The organism is Streptomyces ipomoeae 91-03, assembly GCF_000317595.1.
In the GTDB taxonomy this organism is placed as follows: Bacteria; Actinomycetota; Actinomycetes; order Streptomycetales; family Streptomycetaceae; genus Streptomyces; species Streptomyces ipomoeae.
The window spans coordinates 39,451-53,838 of record NZ_AEJC01000250.1 but is presented as its reverse complement, the minus strand read 5'-3'; the positions used below and the strand labels follow the sequence as shown (position 1 = coordinate 53,838).

Below are 14,388 nucleotides of genomic sequence, written 5' to 3'. Positions count from 1 at the left end.
GACCACCGTGTCACCCGTGCGCACGCGGTCAGCGCGCTCCCCTCGGCTGGACGAGGCGGCGGGCGGGCAGCATGGCGGTAGGCAGCGGAAGCCTGTCATGCGCGGCGCACCGGAGGTGTCGCACGTACTGCGCTCTCGGTACGAGAACGCCGCCCAGGTCGCGGACGTGCGGGCTGTCCCGCTGAGCGTCGAGCAGCATGCCGCCGGCCTCGGCGAAGCGCGCCGCGAGATCGGTCACCGCGACCTTCGAGGCGCCGGGTCGGTGGAAGAACATCGAGTCCATGCTGAAGACCGATCCGATCTCGAGGCCGAAGACGCCACCGACCAGATCGCCGTCCTCCCACACCTCCACGCTGTGCGCATGCCCCAGATCGTGCAGGCGGATCAGGCCGGCGATCAGTTCTTCGGTGAGCCACACCGGGACGCGGCCGGCCCGGCATGCGCGGACGACCTGCTCGAACCGCCGGTCCAGGCTGGTCGACCACGGCAGCCGGTTGCGCAGCCGCCGGGCCAGGCTCCTGCTGAGGTGTGTGGCCGAGACGGGCAGTACCGGCCTGGGGTCGGGCGACCACCAGGAGACGGCGTAGGGATCGGCCGATTCCTCGCCCATGAGCCGGATACGGCCCTCCTGGACCTGATCGGCGAAGAGCGCCTCGTTGAGGGCGCGGGTGTACTCGTCGGATGCCGGGAACGGATAGACCCCGGCGCGGTACGCCGCCAGGAGGCTTGCGGGACTGAGGTCGGCGCAGAAGGCCACCGGACCGTCGTGGGCCGCTTCCAGTACGTTCAACGCCTCCCAGGCGGGGCGTCGGCTCATCACTGTGCCGCTCCGTGCTCGTGGCGCTCCACCGGCTGGAGATGGTCCGGCTGCCGCAGGAAGTCGATGTAGCGGTCCAGCATCTCCGCGTCCACCGGCGGAACGTCGATCCCGGCGTCCTTCAGCGCCCGTTCCCCGTTGTCGGCGGTGAACTCCGGGAAAACGTCCAGGAAGTACATCTCACTCACCGTGATGTCGGCGCGGTGGCACCGGTCGACGAAGAGCGGGACGAACGGGGTGATCGCGTCGGTGGGGTGCCCGGCCGCGTGCTTCACCAGAGCGGCGGTCCATTCACCGTAGGGGATCTCCTGGACCGGGCAACCGCGTCGGCGCAGCCGCTCGGCGAGCGAACTCAGCAGGGTGGGGCGGGGGTTGGTGAGGTGGTAGACCTCGCCGTGAGCGGGACGGTGGGTGGAGATGTGCCCGATCGCGCGGGCGAGGTGGTCGGCCGGCAGGAAGTCGAGCGGCAGCCGGACGTCGGGGCACAGCCCGGTCCGCGCGATGAAGTCGATGAGGGCGGCCATCTCGCTGCTGGTGTTCATCACGCCGGTTCCGCTGCTGCCCGTGATGTCCATCAGGCGGTGGACGGCGACCGGCAGGCCCGCGTCGGACGCCTTCCGCAGCAGCGCCTCGGCGACCCATTTGGTCTCCACGTATCCCACCGACAGGTACTCGGGGAAGCGAAGCGGCGTGCTCTCCGTCACCTCGCGCACCCCGGCCCGCCCGAATCCGGCGAGCACCGCCATGCTGGAGGTGAAGTGGACGGGGACGGACCGGCCGGCGGCGAGGCGGATGATCTCGTAGGTTCCGTCGACGTTGGCCGCGCGCAACTCGTGGTACGGGTAGATGAAATTGACCTGACCGCCGAAGTGGTAGACGGCGTCGATGATCGATCCCAGCTCCTCGAACCGGCTCGGGGACAGTCCCAGTCCGGGCTTGCCCAGATCGCCGACGACCGGCTGGACGCGCGTGCTGGACAGAACGCTGCGGACGTGCCGCTGGTGACTCGCGCGGATCCGCTCCATGCCGTGCTGGTCGTCGGAGGCCCTGACGAGGCAGAGGATCCGTCCCGTCGTCCTGCGCAGCAGCTCGTCGATCATGTACGCCCCGCAGAACCCCGTCGCCCCGGTGAGGAGGACGTCGCCGGGGTGGCGGGGGTCCGGGGCCGGCGCGTCACGGCCTGCCACCGGAACGCTCCGGTCGGCCTCGGCGGCGAAGTCGATGCTTCCGCCGGCCGGGTGGGCCAGTGTGCCCGCGCGTGCCTGGCGCACGGACTCGGCGAACGCGGCGAGCGTCGGATACCGCAGCAGGGAACGGGTCAGGTCGCGAATCTGGGTGACGCCGATACCGAAGACGACGCGGGTGCGGGCGAGCATCTCCATGGCCAGCAGCGAGTTGCCGCCCAGTTCGAAGAAGTCGTCGTGGGGACGGACGTAGTCCACGTCCAGGATCTGGCTCCACAGCTGGGCCATCCCCTGCGGCACCGGACGGTCGTCGGTGCCGCCCGTCGTCGCCGTGGCCTTGAGTTCCGGTACGGCCCTGCGGTCGAGTTTGCCGCCGGGCGTGACGGGCAGCCGCTCCACCGTGTGGAAGGCCGCCGGGATCATGTAGCCGGGCAGGACCTCGGCGAGCGCCGACCGCAGCCGGGTCGGCAGCACCGTGTCGTCGCCGGCCGACGACGCGGTCGGCGTGTAGTAGGCGACGATGTCCCGGTCGCCGTTGTCGCGCAACCGGGCCACCACCATCGCCTCGCCGACCTCCGGGCGGGAGACGAGCGCGGCCTCGATCTCGGCGGGGTCGACCCGGAACCCGCGGATCTTCATCTGGTCGTCGACACGGCCCAGGACTTCCAGGTTGCCGTCCGAGCGCCGGCGGCCCAGATCCCCGGTGCGATACATGCGGTCCGGCGCGGAGCCGTGCGGGTCGGCTGTGAACTGCTGTGCGGTCAGGGCGGGTTGCCGCCAGATACCGCGTGCCAGCACCGGCCCGCCGATGTAGATCTCACCGCGCTCGCCCGGCGGCACCGGGCGCAGTTCGGCGTCGAGCAGATGGACGTGGCTGCCCGCCAAGGGCCTGCCGACCGGGGCGACGGCGGTGTCCGGCGCGGCGAGCACCTCCTCGTTCAGTTCGCAGAGCATGGAGGTGATGGCCGTCTCCGTGAGGCCGTAGGCGTTGACGAGACGCGCGCCGGGGATCCGGCGCAGAAGGGCGCGGCAGTCCTTCACGCCGACGATCTCGCCGCCGACGATGGCGAGCCTCAGCGACGCGAGGCTCTCGCCGCGGTCCGCGATGGAGAGGAGCCGATGCCAGTAGGCGGGGGTCAGGTCGGCGACGGTGATCCCGTGCTCCGGAAGGCGGTGCAGCAGGTCGGTGGGCGCCCACATCCGGGTTCCCGCCAGGACGAGCGTCGCGCCGCTGATCAGCGTGGCGAAGATCTGTTCCAGTGAGGTGTCGAAGCCGAGCGCCGCGGAGTGCAGCACCCGGTCGCCGGGCGCCAGTTCGTATGCCCGCGCCACCGCGGTGAGGGAGTGGCTCAGCGCCCGGTGGGTGATCATCACGCCCTTCGGAGGTCCGGTGGATCCGGAGGTGTAGATCACGTAGGCGAGGTCGTCGGGCCGCGGGCCGCGGGCCCGCGGCGGCTTCGCCGGCGGTGTTCGCGTGACCGCTCCCCTGGCGGACCCGACGTGGACGATCCGTGCCTCGCACTCGGCGAACGTCAGGGCGTGCTCGCGGCTGGAGACGATGAGGCGTGAACCGGTCTCCCCGACCAGTGCGACCGTCCGTTGCCGCGGTGTCGCCGGGTCGAGGGGCAGGAACGCGCCGCCGGAGTTCAGCACCGCCAGCAGCGCGACGACCAGTTCGGGCCCTCGGTCGAGGCACACACCGACGACGGACTCCGCGTCGACGCCCGATTCCCTCAGCTCGTGGGCAAGCCGTTCGGCGCGGCCGGTCAGTTCGGCGTAGCTGAGCCGGCCCTCGTCCGAGAGCACGGCGAGAGCGGACGGCTCACGCCGCGCCCGCTCCCGGACCAGGTCGGGCACCGTGCTCGGCGCGGATCCGGCGAGCCGCCCCTTGGCGCGGGCGCTCGCGGGGCGCATGTCGGTCCACAGACGGTCGACCAGGCGCCCGCACCGCGCGGCGGACGCCGGGGCGCCGATCGGGCGCCACCCGGCCGGGATCCGGCGTTCGGCGGGCCAGATGGCGTACTGCTCCTCGTCGTTGCGCAACACGACGCACGGCGCCGCCGACTCTGCCGATGGGTCATCAGGTTCCGTCACCTCGGGCCTCCTGCCTCACGCGACGTCCTGCCTCACGCGACGTCCTGCGCAGCACGGCCCGCGCCCTCGCGGGAGAGGGCCGCCACCATCATCGCTTCCTTTCCGCGGGCGCTCAGGGCGTTCCTGCCAGACGACCGAGCGGCGGCGCGAGGACGAGGTGCTCCGCCTCCTCGGCGCTGACCGGCTCCGCGAAGAGGTACCCCTGGCCCAGTCGGCAGCCCATCTCGATCAGCAGCTCCTGCTGCCGCACCTCCTCCACTCCTTCGGCGATCACCGTGAGACCGAGCGTCTCCGCGAGATGTGTGATCCCCTCGACCAAGGCGTACTGCTCGGAGGAGCGTCCGAGTTCGTCGACGAACGACTTGTCGATCTTGAGTATCGAGATCGGGAACTCACGCAGATAACTCAGCGACGAGTAGCCCGTTCCGAAGTCGTCGATCGCGATACGGATCCCGAGGTCGTTGAGCGAGGTCATCTCGGCCAGAACGCGTTCGTCGTTGTACATCAGCACGCTCTCGGTCAGTTCCAGTACGAGAGACGACGGTTCGATGCCGGAGAGTTCCAGGGCCCGCCGGATCACGCTGTGGAACTCGTCGTCCCGGAACTGACGTGGCGACACGTTCACGCTGACGTAGGGTGCGGTGCGGTCGGCCGTCCCGTCGCGCAGCACGGAGTCCTCCCACCGGACGGCCTCGGCCGCGGCCTGGTCGAGCACCCAGGCGCCGAGCGGGACGATCTGCCCGCTCTCCTCGGCCAGCGTGATGAACTGCTCCGGCAGCACCATGCCACGTGTGGAGTGGGGCCAGCGGACGAGCGCCTCGAAGCCGGCGATCCGCCCGCTGACCAGTTCCACGATGGGCTGGTAGAGCACCGTGAACGACGTCTCGATCGACGAACTGTCCAGGCCCTCCAGCAAGTTGGCCCGCTCGGCCATGCCCCGCTGCAGCTCCGGGTGGTAACGGCGCCACCGACGCTTGCCCGCCGTCTTCGCCGCGTAGAGGGCGAGGTCGGCGTGTGTGAGCAGTTCGACGGAGTCGATGCTGTCCTCCGTCGTCGCGACGCCGACGCTGGCGTACGTGCTCACCGGCCCCACACTGAGCCGGAACGGCTCGGCGAACACGGTCATCAGGTGTTCGGTGATCCGCTCCACGCCCGTCGGGGTGACGGCGCCCTCCACCAGGAGCGCGAACTCGTCGCCGCCGATGCGCGCCGCGGTGTCGGAGGCACGGACGGTCGTCTGCAGCCGGAGTGACAGCGCGACCAGGAGTTCGTCGCCCACACCGTGGCCGTGTATGTCGTTGACGACCTTGAAGTCGTCCACGTCGAGGAAGATCACGCCGACCACCGTGCCGTCCCGCTGAGCCTGCACCAGGGCGTGGTTGACCCGCTCCTGGAAGAGCAGGCGGTTGGCCAGGCCAGTGAGGGAGTCGTGGAACGCCTGGTGGGTGAGTTCACGTTCGAGTTTGCGCTGGTCGGTCACGTCCCGCAGAGTGAGCACCACTCCGCCGACGGTCGCCTCCTCGCGCAGGTCGCTCCACCTCACCTCGACCTCGATGGTCGCCCGGTCGGTGCGGACCATGCGCCAGTGGTCACGTCTGGTCTGGTACTCACGGCTGCGTATCCGGCCGAGCGTCTCGGCCACCGTACGGCTGTCCTGCGGCGGCACCAGATCGATGAGGTGGGTGCCCTCCAGGTCCGGAACGCCGAGCAGTTGGTCGGCGGAGGGGCTGGCGTAACGGATCCGGTCGGCGTCGTCGAGGATCAGGATGACGTCGGAGGCGTTCTGCACCAGCGTGCGGAAGTACGCCTCGCTGTTGCGCTGGTTGATCTCCTCGGCGAGGGCGAGTCGCGTCACGGCGAGTGCCGTCTGCGCGGCGAGGGTGGCCAGCGTCTCGCGGAGCACGAGCAGGTCCTGTTCGTCCCCGGCCACGATCAGGACCCCGAGCTGCGGATCGCCCGAGGGGTGGTCCTGCGAGATGAGCGGGCAGACCAGCGCGTGGCCGACATGGGTCGGCCCCTCCTCCGGGTCCGTGAGGTGGGCGGCGAGGTCGAGCCCCACGCCGTCGAGGGTCACCAGGCGGTTCGTGCCGGTCGCGGCCAGTTCCCGTACGGCCGCCGCCCCCGGCGCGGTCAGTGGTCCGTGTACGCCGCCGTGCGTTCCGTTCACCCAGAGCTTGTTGTCCTGCAGGGTGAGCAGCGCGGAACGCGCCGGGCCGTGCGTCATCAACTCCGTCACCGCGGAGTCGACGGCGGTGGCCACATCCCACAGATCACCCGCCCCGCCCAGCGACGACACCGCGGTGCGCAGCGCCTTCTCGCGGCCGACCGCCCGCCGGTAGATCACCACCACGCCCGCCAGGCGGTAGAGCACGAGGAGAAAGAGCACCGCGGAGAACACCCCGATGACTCCGACGTCGGTGTCCACGCCGCGCACCGCGTCCACCAGGAGGATGACCGGCGCGATCAGCGAGGCCAGGGTGAGCAGGCTCAGCCGGCCCGTGCCGGTCTCGGCGGGCCATGCCAGCGGCTCGGTCATCGACCGCATGGACGGATCGAGCGCGGCAGCCGCCCAGGCTCCGTACAGGACCGCCCAGCCGAGATCGACCGCGGTGCCCGTGCTCCAGGTCCCGTTCAGCTGTATCAGGCCGTACGCCACGTCCGCGGCGAGCAGGCCGACGGTGCCCACGGTGAGGAGCATGAGCGAGCGGTTCTTGCCGCCACGGCCGACGAGCAGGCGCAGCAGCATCGCCAGGACGAGGACGTCGCCGAGCGGATAGGCGATGGAGAACACCTTCTGCACCCAGGTGAGATCCTCGGCGCGGGCGTAGGGCTCGATGAGGTAGAGCCACGACAGCAGCGCCAGGCCGACGGTCAGGGTGAGCGCGTCGATGAGGATCGCGCGGTCGCGCCAACTCGTGCGCCAGTGCACGAAGCCCAGCAGTCCGGCCGCGTAGAGCGGATATGCCGCGAGATAGAAACCGTCGGCGACCGACGGGAACGGGACCATGTCGCGAGACAACTCGATGAGGATGATCTGGGCGGCCTGGCCCGCGGCGAAGGCGAGGTTTCCCGCGGCGAGCAACAGCCAGGGAAATCGATGCGCCGGCTGATTGAGAAAGACACCCAGAAGAATACCGAAGACACCTGTCGCTCCAATGGCGACGAAGATCAGCCGCTGTCCCGGAAACGCGTAGTAGAACGCGGTCAACACGACGACGCATGCGCTGATGACGACCATCGCCGTCTGGCTTCGCGGTCGGGCGTTCACCCCAACACCTCCTGCGAGGGCCGGTAATTGACCTGGTTCGCCTGGAACAGGATCGCCGGTATACGCGGCCGCGGTGTGCGAGCTCCTTCTCGCCGGACATCGACATGTCTTCATCCAGGTTACCCGGCTTGCCATTTCTCGCATGTGGACGGAGAGATGGACGCAGAGGTACGGCATCGCGTCGCAGCCTCCCACGCCGTGCGGGAATATGGCGGACGTGATATGCGGGAACAAAGGAGGCCGTGACAGCCGGGGACGCGGAAACCGAGCCGAACCGTCCAGCGACGACCGGTTCCTGACAGAGCGTGGAGTCCCATGCTCTCCGACTACCGCCGGATCTTCTCGCCCGCAGGCAGTCTGCTCTTCTCCGCCGCGGGCTTCATCGCACGTCTGCCGCAGTCGATGATCGGCGTCGGCATCGTCACCATGCTGTCGCGGCTCGGCGGCGAGTACCGGCTCGCCGGGTCGGTCTCCGCCACGCAGGCGCTCGCCGCCGCGGCGATCGGGCCGCAGATCTCCCGGCTGGTCGACCGCCTCGGCCAGCGCCGGGTCGTCCTCCCGGCGACGGCGGTGACGGTCGCCGCCATCTGTGCGCTGCTCCTGTGCGCCCGGTACGCCGCCCCGGACTGGACGCTGTACGTCGCGGCGGCGGTGGCGGGCTGCATGCCCAGCATGGGTGCGCTCGTCCGGTCCCGCTGGGCGGAGATCCACCGGGAGTCACCGCGGCTGCTGCACACCGCGTACTCGCTGGAGTCGGTGCTCGACGAGGTGGTGTACGTCATCGGCCCGGCCCTGGCGATCACGCTGTCGACCAGGGGCGGCGCCGAGGCCGGACCGCTGGCGGCCGCGGTCCTGCTCGCCGTCGGTGTCCTGCTGTTCGCCGCCCAGCGGCGCACGGAACCGCCCGTTCGGCCCAGGCCGCCATGGATCGGGGGCAGCGCGCTGCGCATCCCGGGACTCGGCCTGCTGGTGCTGACGGCGATGTCGGTGGGCGCGTCCTACGGCTCGGTGGAGGTCGTGACGGTGGCGTTCGCCGACGCGCACCACCACAAGGCACTCTCCGGCCTGCTGCTGGGTGTGTACGCGCTCGGTTCCGGGCTGGCGGGCGCGGTCTTCGGCGCGATCGGGCCGCGGGGGGCGATCACGCGGCGGTTGCTGGTCGGCGTCTGCGCGATGGCGGTGACGACGGCGCCGTTGTTGTTCTCGCCGGGTCTCGCGGTGCTGGCGGGAATGCTCTTCGTGGCGGGCATGTCCGTCGCACCGGTCCTGATCACCATGATGGGGCTGGTGGGCCGGCTGGCACCGGCCGCCCAGCTCACCGAGACCATCACCTGGATCGTCTCGGGCCTCTCCGTCGGGGTGGCCCTGGGCTACGCCCTGTCCGGGTGGATGGTCGACACCGCGGGTGCCGCGGCCGGCTACTGGGTGCCGTTCACGGCCGCCCTGCTCGCCGCCTCGACGGTGTCCCTCGCCCTGCCACGGCTGACCCGCGCGAGCACGCGGTGAGAGCGCCCGGTGCCGAGGACAGGGCGAACGCCGTCTCCGCCAGAGCGATGTGACTGAAGGCCTGGGGGGCGTTGCCCAGTTGGCGTCCGGTGTCCGGATCCCACTGCTCCGACAGCAGTCCGACGTCGTTGCGGACGGCGAGGACCCGCTCGAAGGTCTCCCTGGCCTGTTCGACGTGGCCGGTGGCGGCGAGGGCGTCGACGTACCACAGGGAGCACGCCAGGAACGCGCCCTCGCGCCCGTGCATGCCGTCCACGTTGTCGCCGTCCGGTGCGTACCGCCGCACAAGGCCGCCGCGGGCCAGTCGGCGCATCCCCCGGACGGTGCACCGCACCCTCGGATCCCGGGCGGGCAGGAAGCCGAGCCGGGGCATCAGCAGAGCGGAGGCGTCCAGGTCGGTCGAGCCGTACGATTGCACGAAGGACCGCTGTTCGGCGTCCCAGCCCTGGCGGAGGACCTGCTGACGCACCTCGTCCCGCAGCGCCCGCCATCCGGCCGCGGATCCGTTGCGGCCCAGCAGCTCACCCATGCGCAGGGCTCGGTCGGCGGCCACCCACACCATGACCTTGGAGTGGACGAACTGTCGCCGCGGCCCCCGCACCTGCCACAGCCCCTGGTCGGGTTCCCGCCAGTGCCGCTGCAGGAAGCCCATGAGCGCCTCGACCAGGTCCCACACATGGGCCGGCATGGGGATGCCGGCCCGCAGGGACAGCAGCAGCGCGTCCATGACCTCGCCGTAGACGTCCAGTTGGAAGTAGCCGACCGCGGAGTTCCCGAACCGCACCGGCTGTGATCCCTCGTAGCCCGGCAGCCAGGGCGCCTCGGTCTCCGGCAGCTGCCGCTGCCCCCTGAGGCCGTACACGGTCTGCAGATCGGCCGGATCGCCCGCGACGGCCCGCACCAGCCAGTCCAGCCAGGCCCACGCCTCGTCCCGGTAGCCGCTGCGCAGCAGGCAGGACAAGGTGAGTGTGGAGTCGCGCAGCCAGCAGTGCCGGTAGTCCCAGTTGCGGTCGCCTCCGATGCGCCCGGGAAGCGAGGTGGTCGGTGCGGCGACGATGCCGCCCGTGGGCGCGTAGGTGAGCGCCTTCAGCGTGATCAGGGAGCGCACCACGGCGTCCCGCCACGGCCCCGTGTAGCGGCATCTGCCCGCCCAGCACCGCCAGAAATCGCTGGTCTCCTTCAGCGTCGTCTCCGCCGGGACGCCCACCTCCGCGGGCGGCCCGGGACGGTGCGAGGGCGCCCAGACCAGGGTGAGGGCGACCCGTCGGCCGGCCGGGACGGTGAAGTCCAGGACCGTGGGGCCCTCCCGGCCGAGGGCGCGCGCCGGACCGTCGACGCCCAGCCACACGGCATCCGGTCCGGCGACCGCGACGGTGCGGCCGTCGGTGTTGCGGATCCAGGGCACCACACGGCCGTGGTGGAAACGCAGGCGCAGTTCACTGCGCACGGGCACGGCACCCGACAGGCCCTCGATCACACGGACGATGCACGGCAGTTCGACACGGGGCGGCATGAAATCGGTGACCCGTACCGTTCCCTCGGCGGTCTCCCACCAGGTGTCCAGGACCAGCGTGCCGGACCGGTAGGCGCGGCGGGAACAGGGGTCCGGTGCGGCGATCGGGGCGATGCGCCAGAAGCCGTTGTCCGCCGTGCCCAGGAGCGCGGCCAGGCAGGCCTCCGAGTCGAAGCAGGGCAGGCACAGCCAGTCGATCGAGCCGTCGCGGCCCACCATGGCGGCGGTTTCCATGTCGCTGATGAGTGCGTAGTCCTCAATGGGTGCGCTCATGACCGTTGTCGCCGTCCTCCCGTCATTTCATGGGGCGTTCCGTCCTTGATGGCCCTCCCGGCGGCTCAGGGCTGGGCGGCCCCCACCACGGGTGGGGTGGTGATCCGGTGTCCGAAGTAGTCGAAGAGCCCCGGATTCACGCCGAACAGGGAGCGAAGGTCGAGGCCTTCGTGTGGGCAACGCGGCACGATCGGCTTGGCATTCGTGGGCGAGGTGATGCCGGGCAGCGCCCCGCCCCTCAGGCAGGGGTCGGCGCTCGTCCCCGACGCCCGCGACCCGACACGCCCCTGGCGTGTCGCGTGGTACTGGTTGCCCTGGAACGCATCGCCGTCAGGCCTTCGGAGGGCATGGCCATCAGGCCTCCACACGCTCGTCGATGTCCCGGAAGGCCGGCGCGACGGATCGCGTGAACCAGGCCGCCGTGCGACGCAGTCCCGTCTCCAGAGGGACCTCGGGCGCCCAACCGAGCAGGCTCCGGGCCTTGCCGATGTCCGGTCGCCGACGGGTGGGGTCGTCGACGGGCAGGGGCCGGTGGTCGATGGCCGACGGCGAACCCGTGACCTCCAGGACGAGCGTGGCCAGTCGACGGACGGTGTACTCGGCGGGGTTGCCGAGGTTGACCGGCCCTGGGTGCGGAGAGTCGAGCATGGCCGTCAGACCACGGACCAGATCGTCGACGTAGCAGAAGCTGCGCGTCTGACTGCCGTCGCCGTACACGGTCAGCGGTGCGCCCACCAGCGCCTGCCGGACGAAGGTGGAGACGACACGCCCGTCATGGGGGCGCATCCGGGGCCCGTACGTGTTGAAGATCCGCACGATGCCCGTGTCGACTCCCCGACTGTTCCGGTAGGCCGTGGTGAGGGCCTCCGCGTATCGCTTGGCCTCGTCGTACACACTGCGTGGCCCCACCGGATTGACGTTGCCCCAGTAGCCCTCGGGCTGCGGGTGCACGGCTGGATCGCCGTACACCTCGCTGGTGGAGGCGAGCAGGAAGCGCGCCCTTCGGCGCAGCGCCAGCAACAGACAGTTCTCCGTGCCGCGACTGCCCGCCGACAGTGTCTCCAGGGGCATGCGCCCGTAGTCGGGAGGCGAGGCGGGGCTGGCGAGGTGGACCACCGCGTCCACCGGCCCCGGCACGTCGAACGGCGCGGTCACGTCCGAGCGTACGAGCGTGAACCGGGGATGGCCGACCAGGTGGGCGACGTTCCGCGCCTCGCCGGTGCTGTGGTTGTCCAGGCACCAGACCATGTCTCCGCGTCGCAGGAGCGCCTCGCACATGTGGGAGCCGAGGAATCCGCTGCCGCCGGTCACCACGGCCCTCATGACGCGCTCCGTCCGGCTGAGCGGCCCAGCATGTGCACGGTCCAGCCGGCGGCGCGCCAGGACTCCCCGTCGAGCGCGTTGCGGGCATCGAGCACCTGCGGGCGACGTACCACCGCGGCCAGCGCCGCCGGATCGACCGAGCGGTACTCCGGCCAGGGTGTGAGATGCAGGACCAGATCCGCGTCCTCGCAGGCCTTGGAGACGTCCACCGCGTAGGCCAGTCGGGGGAAGGCCGCACATGCGTTGTCCAGGGCCTGCGGGTCGTGGACGCGGACGTCCGCGCCCTGGTCGTGGGCCGCCGCCGCCACACCCAGCGCCGGCGAGTCGCGCACATCGTCACTGCCCGGCTTGAAGGCCGCGCCGAGCACTCCGATGTGACGGTCCCTGAACGAGCCGCCGAGCAGGCGCTTCGCCAGGTCGACCGTACGGTGCCGCTGCCTCGTGTTGATCCGGTCGACCTCGTGCAGGAACGCCACCGCCGCGCCGGCTCCGATCTCCTCGGCACGTGCCGCGAAGGCGCGGATGTCCTTGGGGAAGCAGCTGCCGCCGTAGCCGAGCCCGGGTTCGAGGAACAGCGGGCCGATGCGCGAGTCCGCCCCGATGGCGCGGGCCAGGAGCATCGGGTCGGCGCCCGCCGCTTCGCACACCTCGGACATCGCGTTGATGAAGGAGATCTTGGTGGCGAGGAAGGAGTTCGCCGCCACCTTCACCAGCTCCGCGGTGGGCGGGTCGGTGCTGAAGTACGGTACGCCCGCCCGGATCATGGGGCGGTACACAGCGCGGAGAATCGCATCGGCACGCTGTGAGGCGACACCGACGACGAGCCGCTCCGGGCGCATGGTGTCCCGCACCGCCGAGCCCTCGCGCAGGAACTCGGGATTCCATGCCACCTCGCAGCCGGGCGCGGCCGTCATGACCCGTCGGCCGAGCCGAGCCGCGGTGCCGACCGGAACCGTCGACTTGCCCACCACCAGACTTCCGGGGCGCAGGTGGGGAACGAGTTCGTCGACCACGGCGTCGACGTGGCGGAGGTCCGCCGCCCAGCCGTCGGGCCGCTGCGGCGTGCCCACACACACGAAGTGGACCTGGGCGAAGTGGGCGCCTTCGGCCAGCGACGTCGTGAAACGCAGCCGTCCGGACGCGGTCGCCCGGGCGAGCAGTCGCCCCAGTCCCTCCTCGTGCACCGGGGGGCGTCCGGCCGACAGGGAGGCGATGCGCTCCGGATCGATGTCGATTCCGAGGACCTCGTGGCCGAGGTCCGCCATGCACGCGGCATGCACCGTTCCCACGTATCCGGTGCCGATGACTGTCATCCGCATGAGGTCACTCCTTTGTTCTGGATCTCCGGTTCGATCTCCTGCTCCGACCCGGGGTAGCCGTTGGGGTTGAGTTGCTGGAAGCGCCAGGCATCACGGCACATCGCCGCGAGGTCCCGTGCGGGACGCCACCCCCAGGCCCGGGCGACAGCGCCCGCGTCGGCGACCAGTTCGGGCACGTCACCGGGGCGGCGCCCGACGATCTCGTACGGGATCGCCCGGCCGCTCGCCGCCCTGAACGCGGCGACCACGTCCAGTACCGAACTGCCGGTACCCGTACCGAGGTTGAACAGCCGCATGCCGGGTTCACCGGCAAGACGGTCGAGGGCCATCCGGTGGGCTTCCGCGGTGTCCATGACGTGGAGGTAGTCGCGGATCGCGGTGCCGTCGGGGGTGGGATAGTCGCCGCCGAACACCCGCAGCCGCTCCCGCCTGCCGACGGCCACCTGTGCCACGTACGGCATGAGGTTGTCGGGCGTGCCGAGCGGGTTCTCACCCAGGAGTCCGCTGGGATGGGCGCCGGCCGGGTTGAAGTACCGCAGGCATGAAACCGACAGTTCCGGCCAGTGTCGGCAGACGTCCGCGAGGATCTGCTCGCACAGCCACTTGGAGTTCGCGTACGGATTGGCCGGCCGGGCGGGAGCCGACTCGTCGAGGAGGCCGCCGTCGGCGTCACCGTAGAGGGAGCAGGAGGAGGAGAACACCAGCCGGTGAACGTGGTGTTTCCGCATCTGCGACAACAGGGCGGTCGTACCGCCGACGTTGATGTCGTAGTACTGGATGGGCATCCGAGTCGACTCGCCGACGGCCTTGTACGCGGCGAAGTGCACCACCGCGTCCACGACGTGCCGATCGAACACGGCTGAGAGAGCGTTCCGATCACGAATGTCCAGCTCATAGGCGGCGCTGAGGGGGCGGCCGGTGATCCGTTCCACCCGGGCGAGGGCCTGGGGCGTGCTGTGGGAGTGGTCGTCGACCACGATCACCTCGTATCCGTGGTCGAGCAGGTCGACGCAGGCATGGCTGCCGATGAAGCCCGCCCCGCCGGTGACGAGGACGGTCGATGGTGCGCTCATTCGGGATCTGGACGCCGA

The 14,388-nt window shown here is 70.7% G+C and carries 8 protein-coding genes; 1 reads left to right on the top strand and 7 read right to left on the bottom strand.

Going from position 1 to position 14,388, the window contains the following annotated elements:
- Positions 1-28: 28 nt before the first annotated feature.
- The 3 genes from STRIP9103_RS16380 to STRIP9103_RS16370 form a co-directional block, all read right to left on the bottom strand.
- Positions 29-817, bottom strand: a complete 789-nt coding sequence (locus STRIP9103_RS16380; protein ID WP_100243926.1) for a leucyl/phenylalanyl-tRNA--protein transferase — start codon at positions 815-817, stop codon at positions 29-31.
- Positions 817-4,095: an amino acid adenylation domain-containing protein gene (locus tag STRIP9103_RS16375; RefSeq protein ID WP_009312990.1), complete on the bottom strand. Its 3,279-nt coding sequence runs from the start codon at positions 4,093-4,095 to the stop codon at positions 817-819. The genes STRIP9103_RS16380 and STRIP9103_RS16375 overlap by 1 nt, the downstream gene beginning before the upstream one ends.
- A 112-nt stretch (positions 4,096-4,207) precedes the next feature.
- Positions 4,208-7,363, bottom strand: coding sequence for a putative bifunctional diguanylate cyclase/phosphodiesterase (locus STRIP9103_RS16370; protein ID WP_009313024.1), 3,156 nt, complete (start codon positions 7,361-7,363; stop codon positions 4,208-4,210).
- Positions 7,364-7,678: 315 nt separating this feature from the next.
- Between STRIP9103_RS16370 and STRIP9103_RS16365 the strand changes: the two genes are divergently transcribed.
- The gene (locus STRIP9103_RS16365; RefSeq protein ID WP_048820387.1) at positions 7,679-8,869 is read left to right on the top strand and encodes an MFS transporter; all 1,191 of its coding nucleotides are present in this window, start codon (positions 7,679-7,681) and stop codon (positions 8,867-8,869) included.
- Here the strand turns inward: STRIP9103_RS16365 and STRIP9103_RS16360 are convergent.
- From STRIP9103_RS16360 to galE, 4 genes are all read right to left on the bottom strand, one after another.
- On the bottom strand, positions 8,796-10,655 hold the full coding sequence (locus tag STRIP9103_RS16360; RefSeq protein ID WP_009312996.1) for a glycoside hydrolase family 15 protein: 1,860 nt from the start codon (positions 10,653-10,655) through the stop codon (positions 8,796-8,798). The two genes, STRIP9103_RS16365 and STRIP9103_RS16360, sit on opposite strands and share 74 nt — an antisense overlap.
- 354 nt (positions 10,656-11,009) lie before the next feature.
- Positions 11,010-11,978, bottom strand: a complete 969-nt coding sequence (locus tag STRIP9103_RS16355) for a UDP-glucuronic acid decarboxylase family protein (protein WP_009313007.1) — start codon at positions 11,976-11,978, stop codon at positions 11,010-11,012.
- The gene (locus tag STRIP9103_RS16350) at positions 11,975-13,297 is read right to left on the bottom strand and encodes a UDP-glucose dehydrogenase family protein (protein WP_009313002.1); all 1,323 of its coding nucleotides are present in this window, start codon (positions 13,295-13,297) and stop codon (positions 11,975-11,977) included. Before STRIP9103_RS16350 ends, STRIP9103_RS16355 begins: the two co-directional genes overlap by 4 nt.
- Complete coding sequence (galE, locus tag STRIP9103_RS16345; protein ID WP_048820386.1) at positions 13,288-14,370, bottom strand: UDP-glucose 4-epimerase GalE; 1,083 nt, start codon at positions 14,368-14,370, stop codon at positions 13,288-13,290. The genes STRIP9103_RS16350 and galE overlap by 10 nt, the downstream gene beginning before the upstream one ends.
- Positions 14,371-14,388 lie beyond the last annotated feature (18 nt).

What these genes read in the sequence shown, in the direction of transcription:
- STRIP9103_RS16360 (WP_009312996.1), bottom strand. Translation starts at nt 10,655, where the DNA reads ATGAGCGCACCCATTGAGGACTACGCACTCATCAGCGACATGGAAACC.
- STRIP9103_RS16365 (WP_048820387.1), top strand. Translation starts at nt 7,679, where the DNA reads ATGCTCTCCGACTACCGCCGGATCTTCTCGCCCGCAGGCAGTCTGCTC.
- STRIP9103_RS16380 (WP_100243926.1), bottom strand. Translation starts at nt 817, where the DNA reads ATGAGCCGACGCCCCGCCTGGGAGGCGTTGAACGTACTGGAAGCGGCC.
- STRIP9103_RS16355 (WP_009313007.1), bottom strand. Translation starts at nt 11,978, where the DNA reads ATGAGGGCCGTGGTGACCGGCGGCAGCGGATTCCTCGGCTCCCACATG.
- galE (WP_048820386.1), bottom strand. Translation starts at nt 14,370, where the DNA reads ATGAGCGCACCATCGACCGTCCTCGTCACCGGCGGGGCGGGCTTCATC.
- STRIP9103_RS16350 (WP_009313002.1), bottom strand. Translation starts at nt 13,297, where the DNA reads ATGCGGATGACAGTCATCGGCACCGGATACGTGGGAACGGTGCATGCC.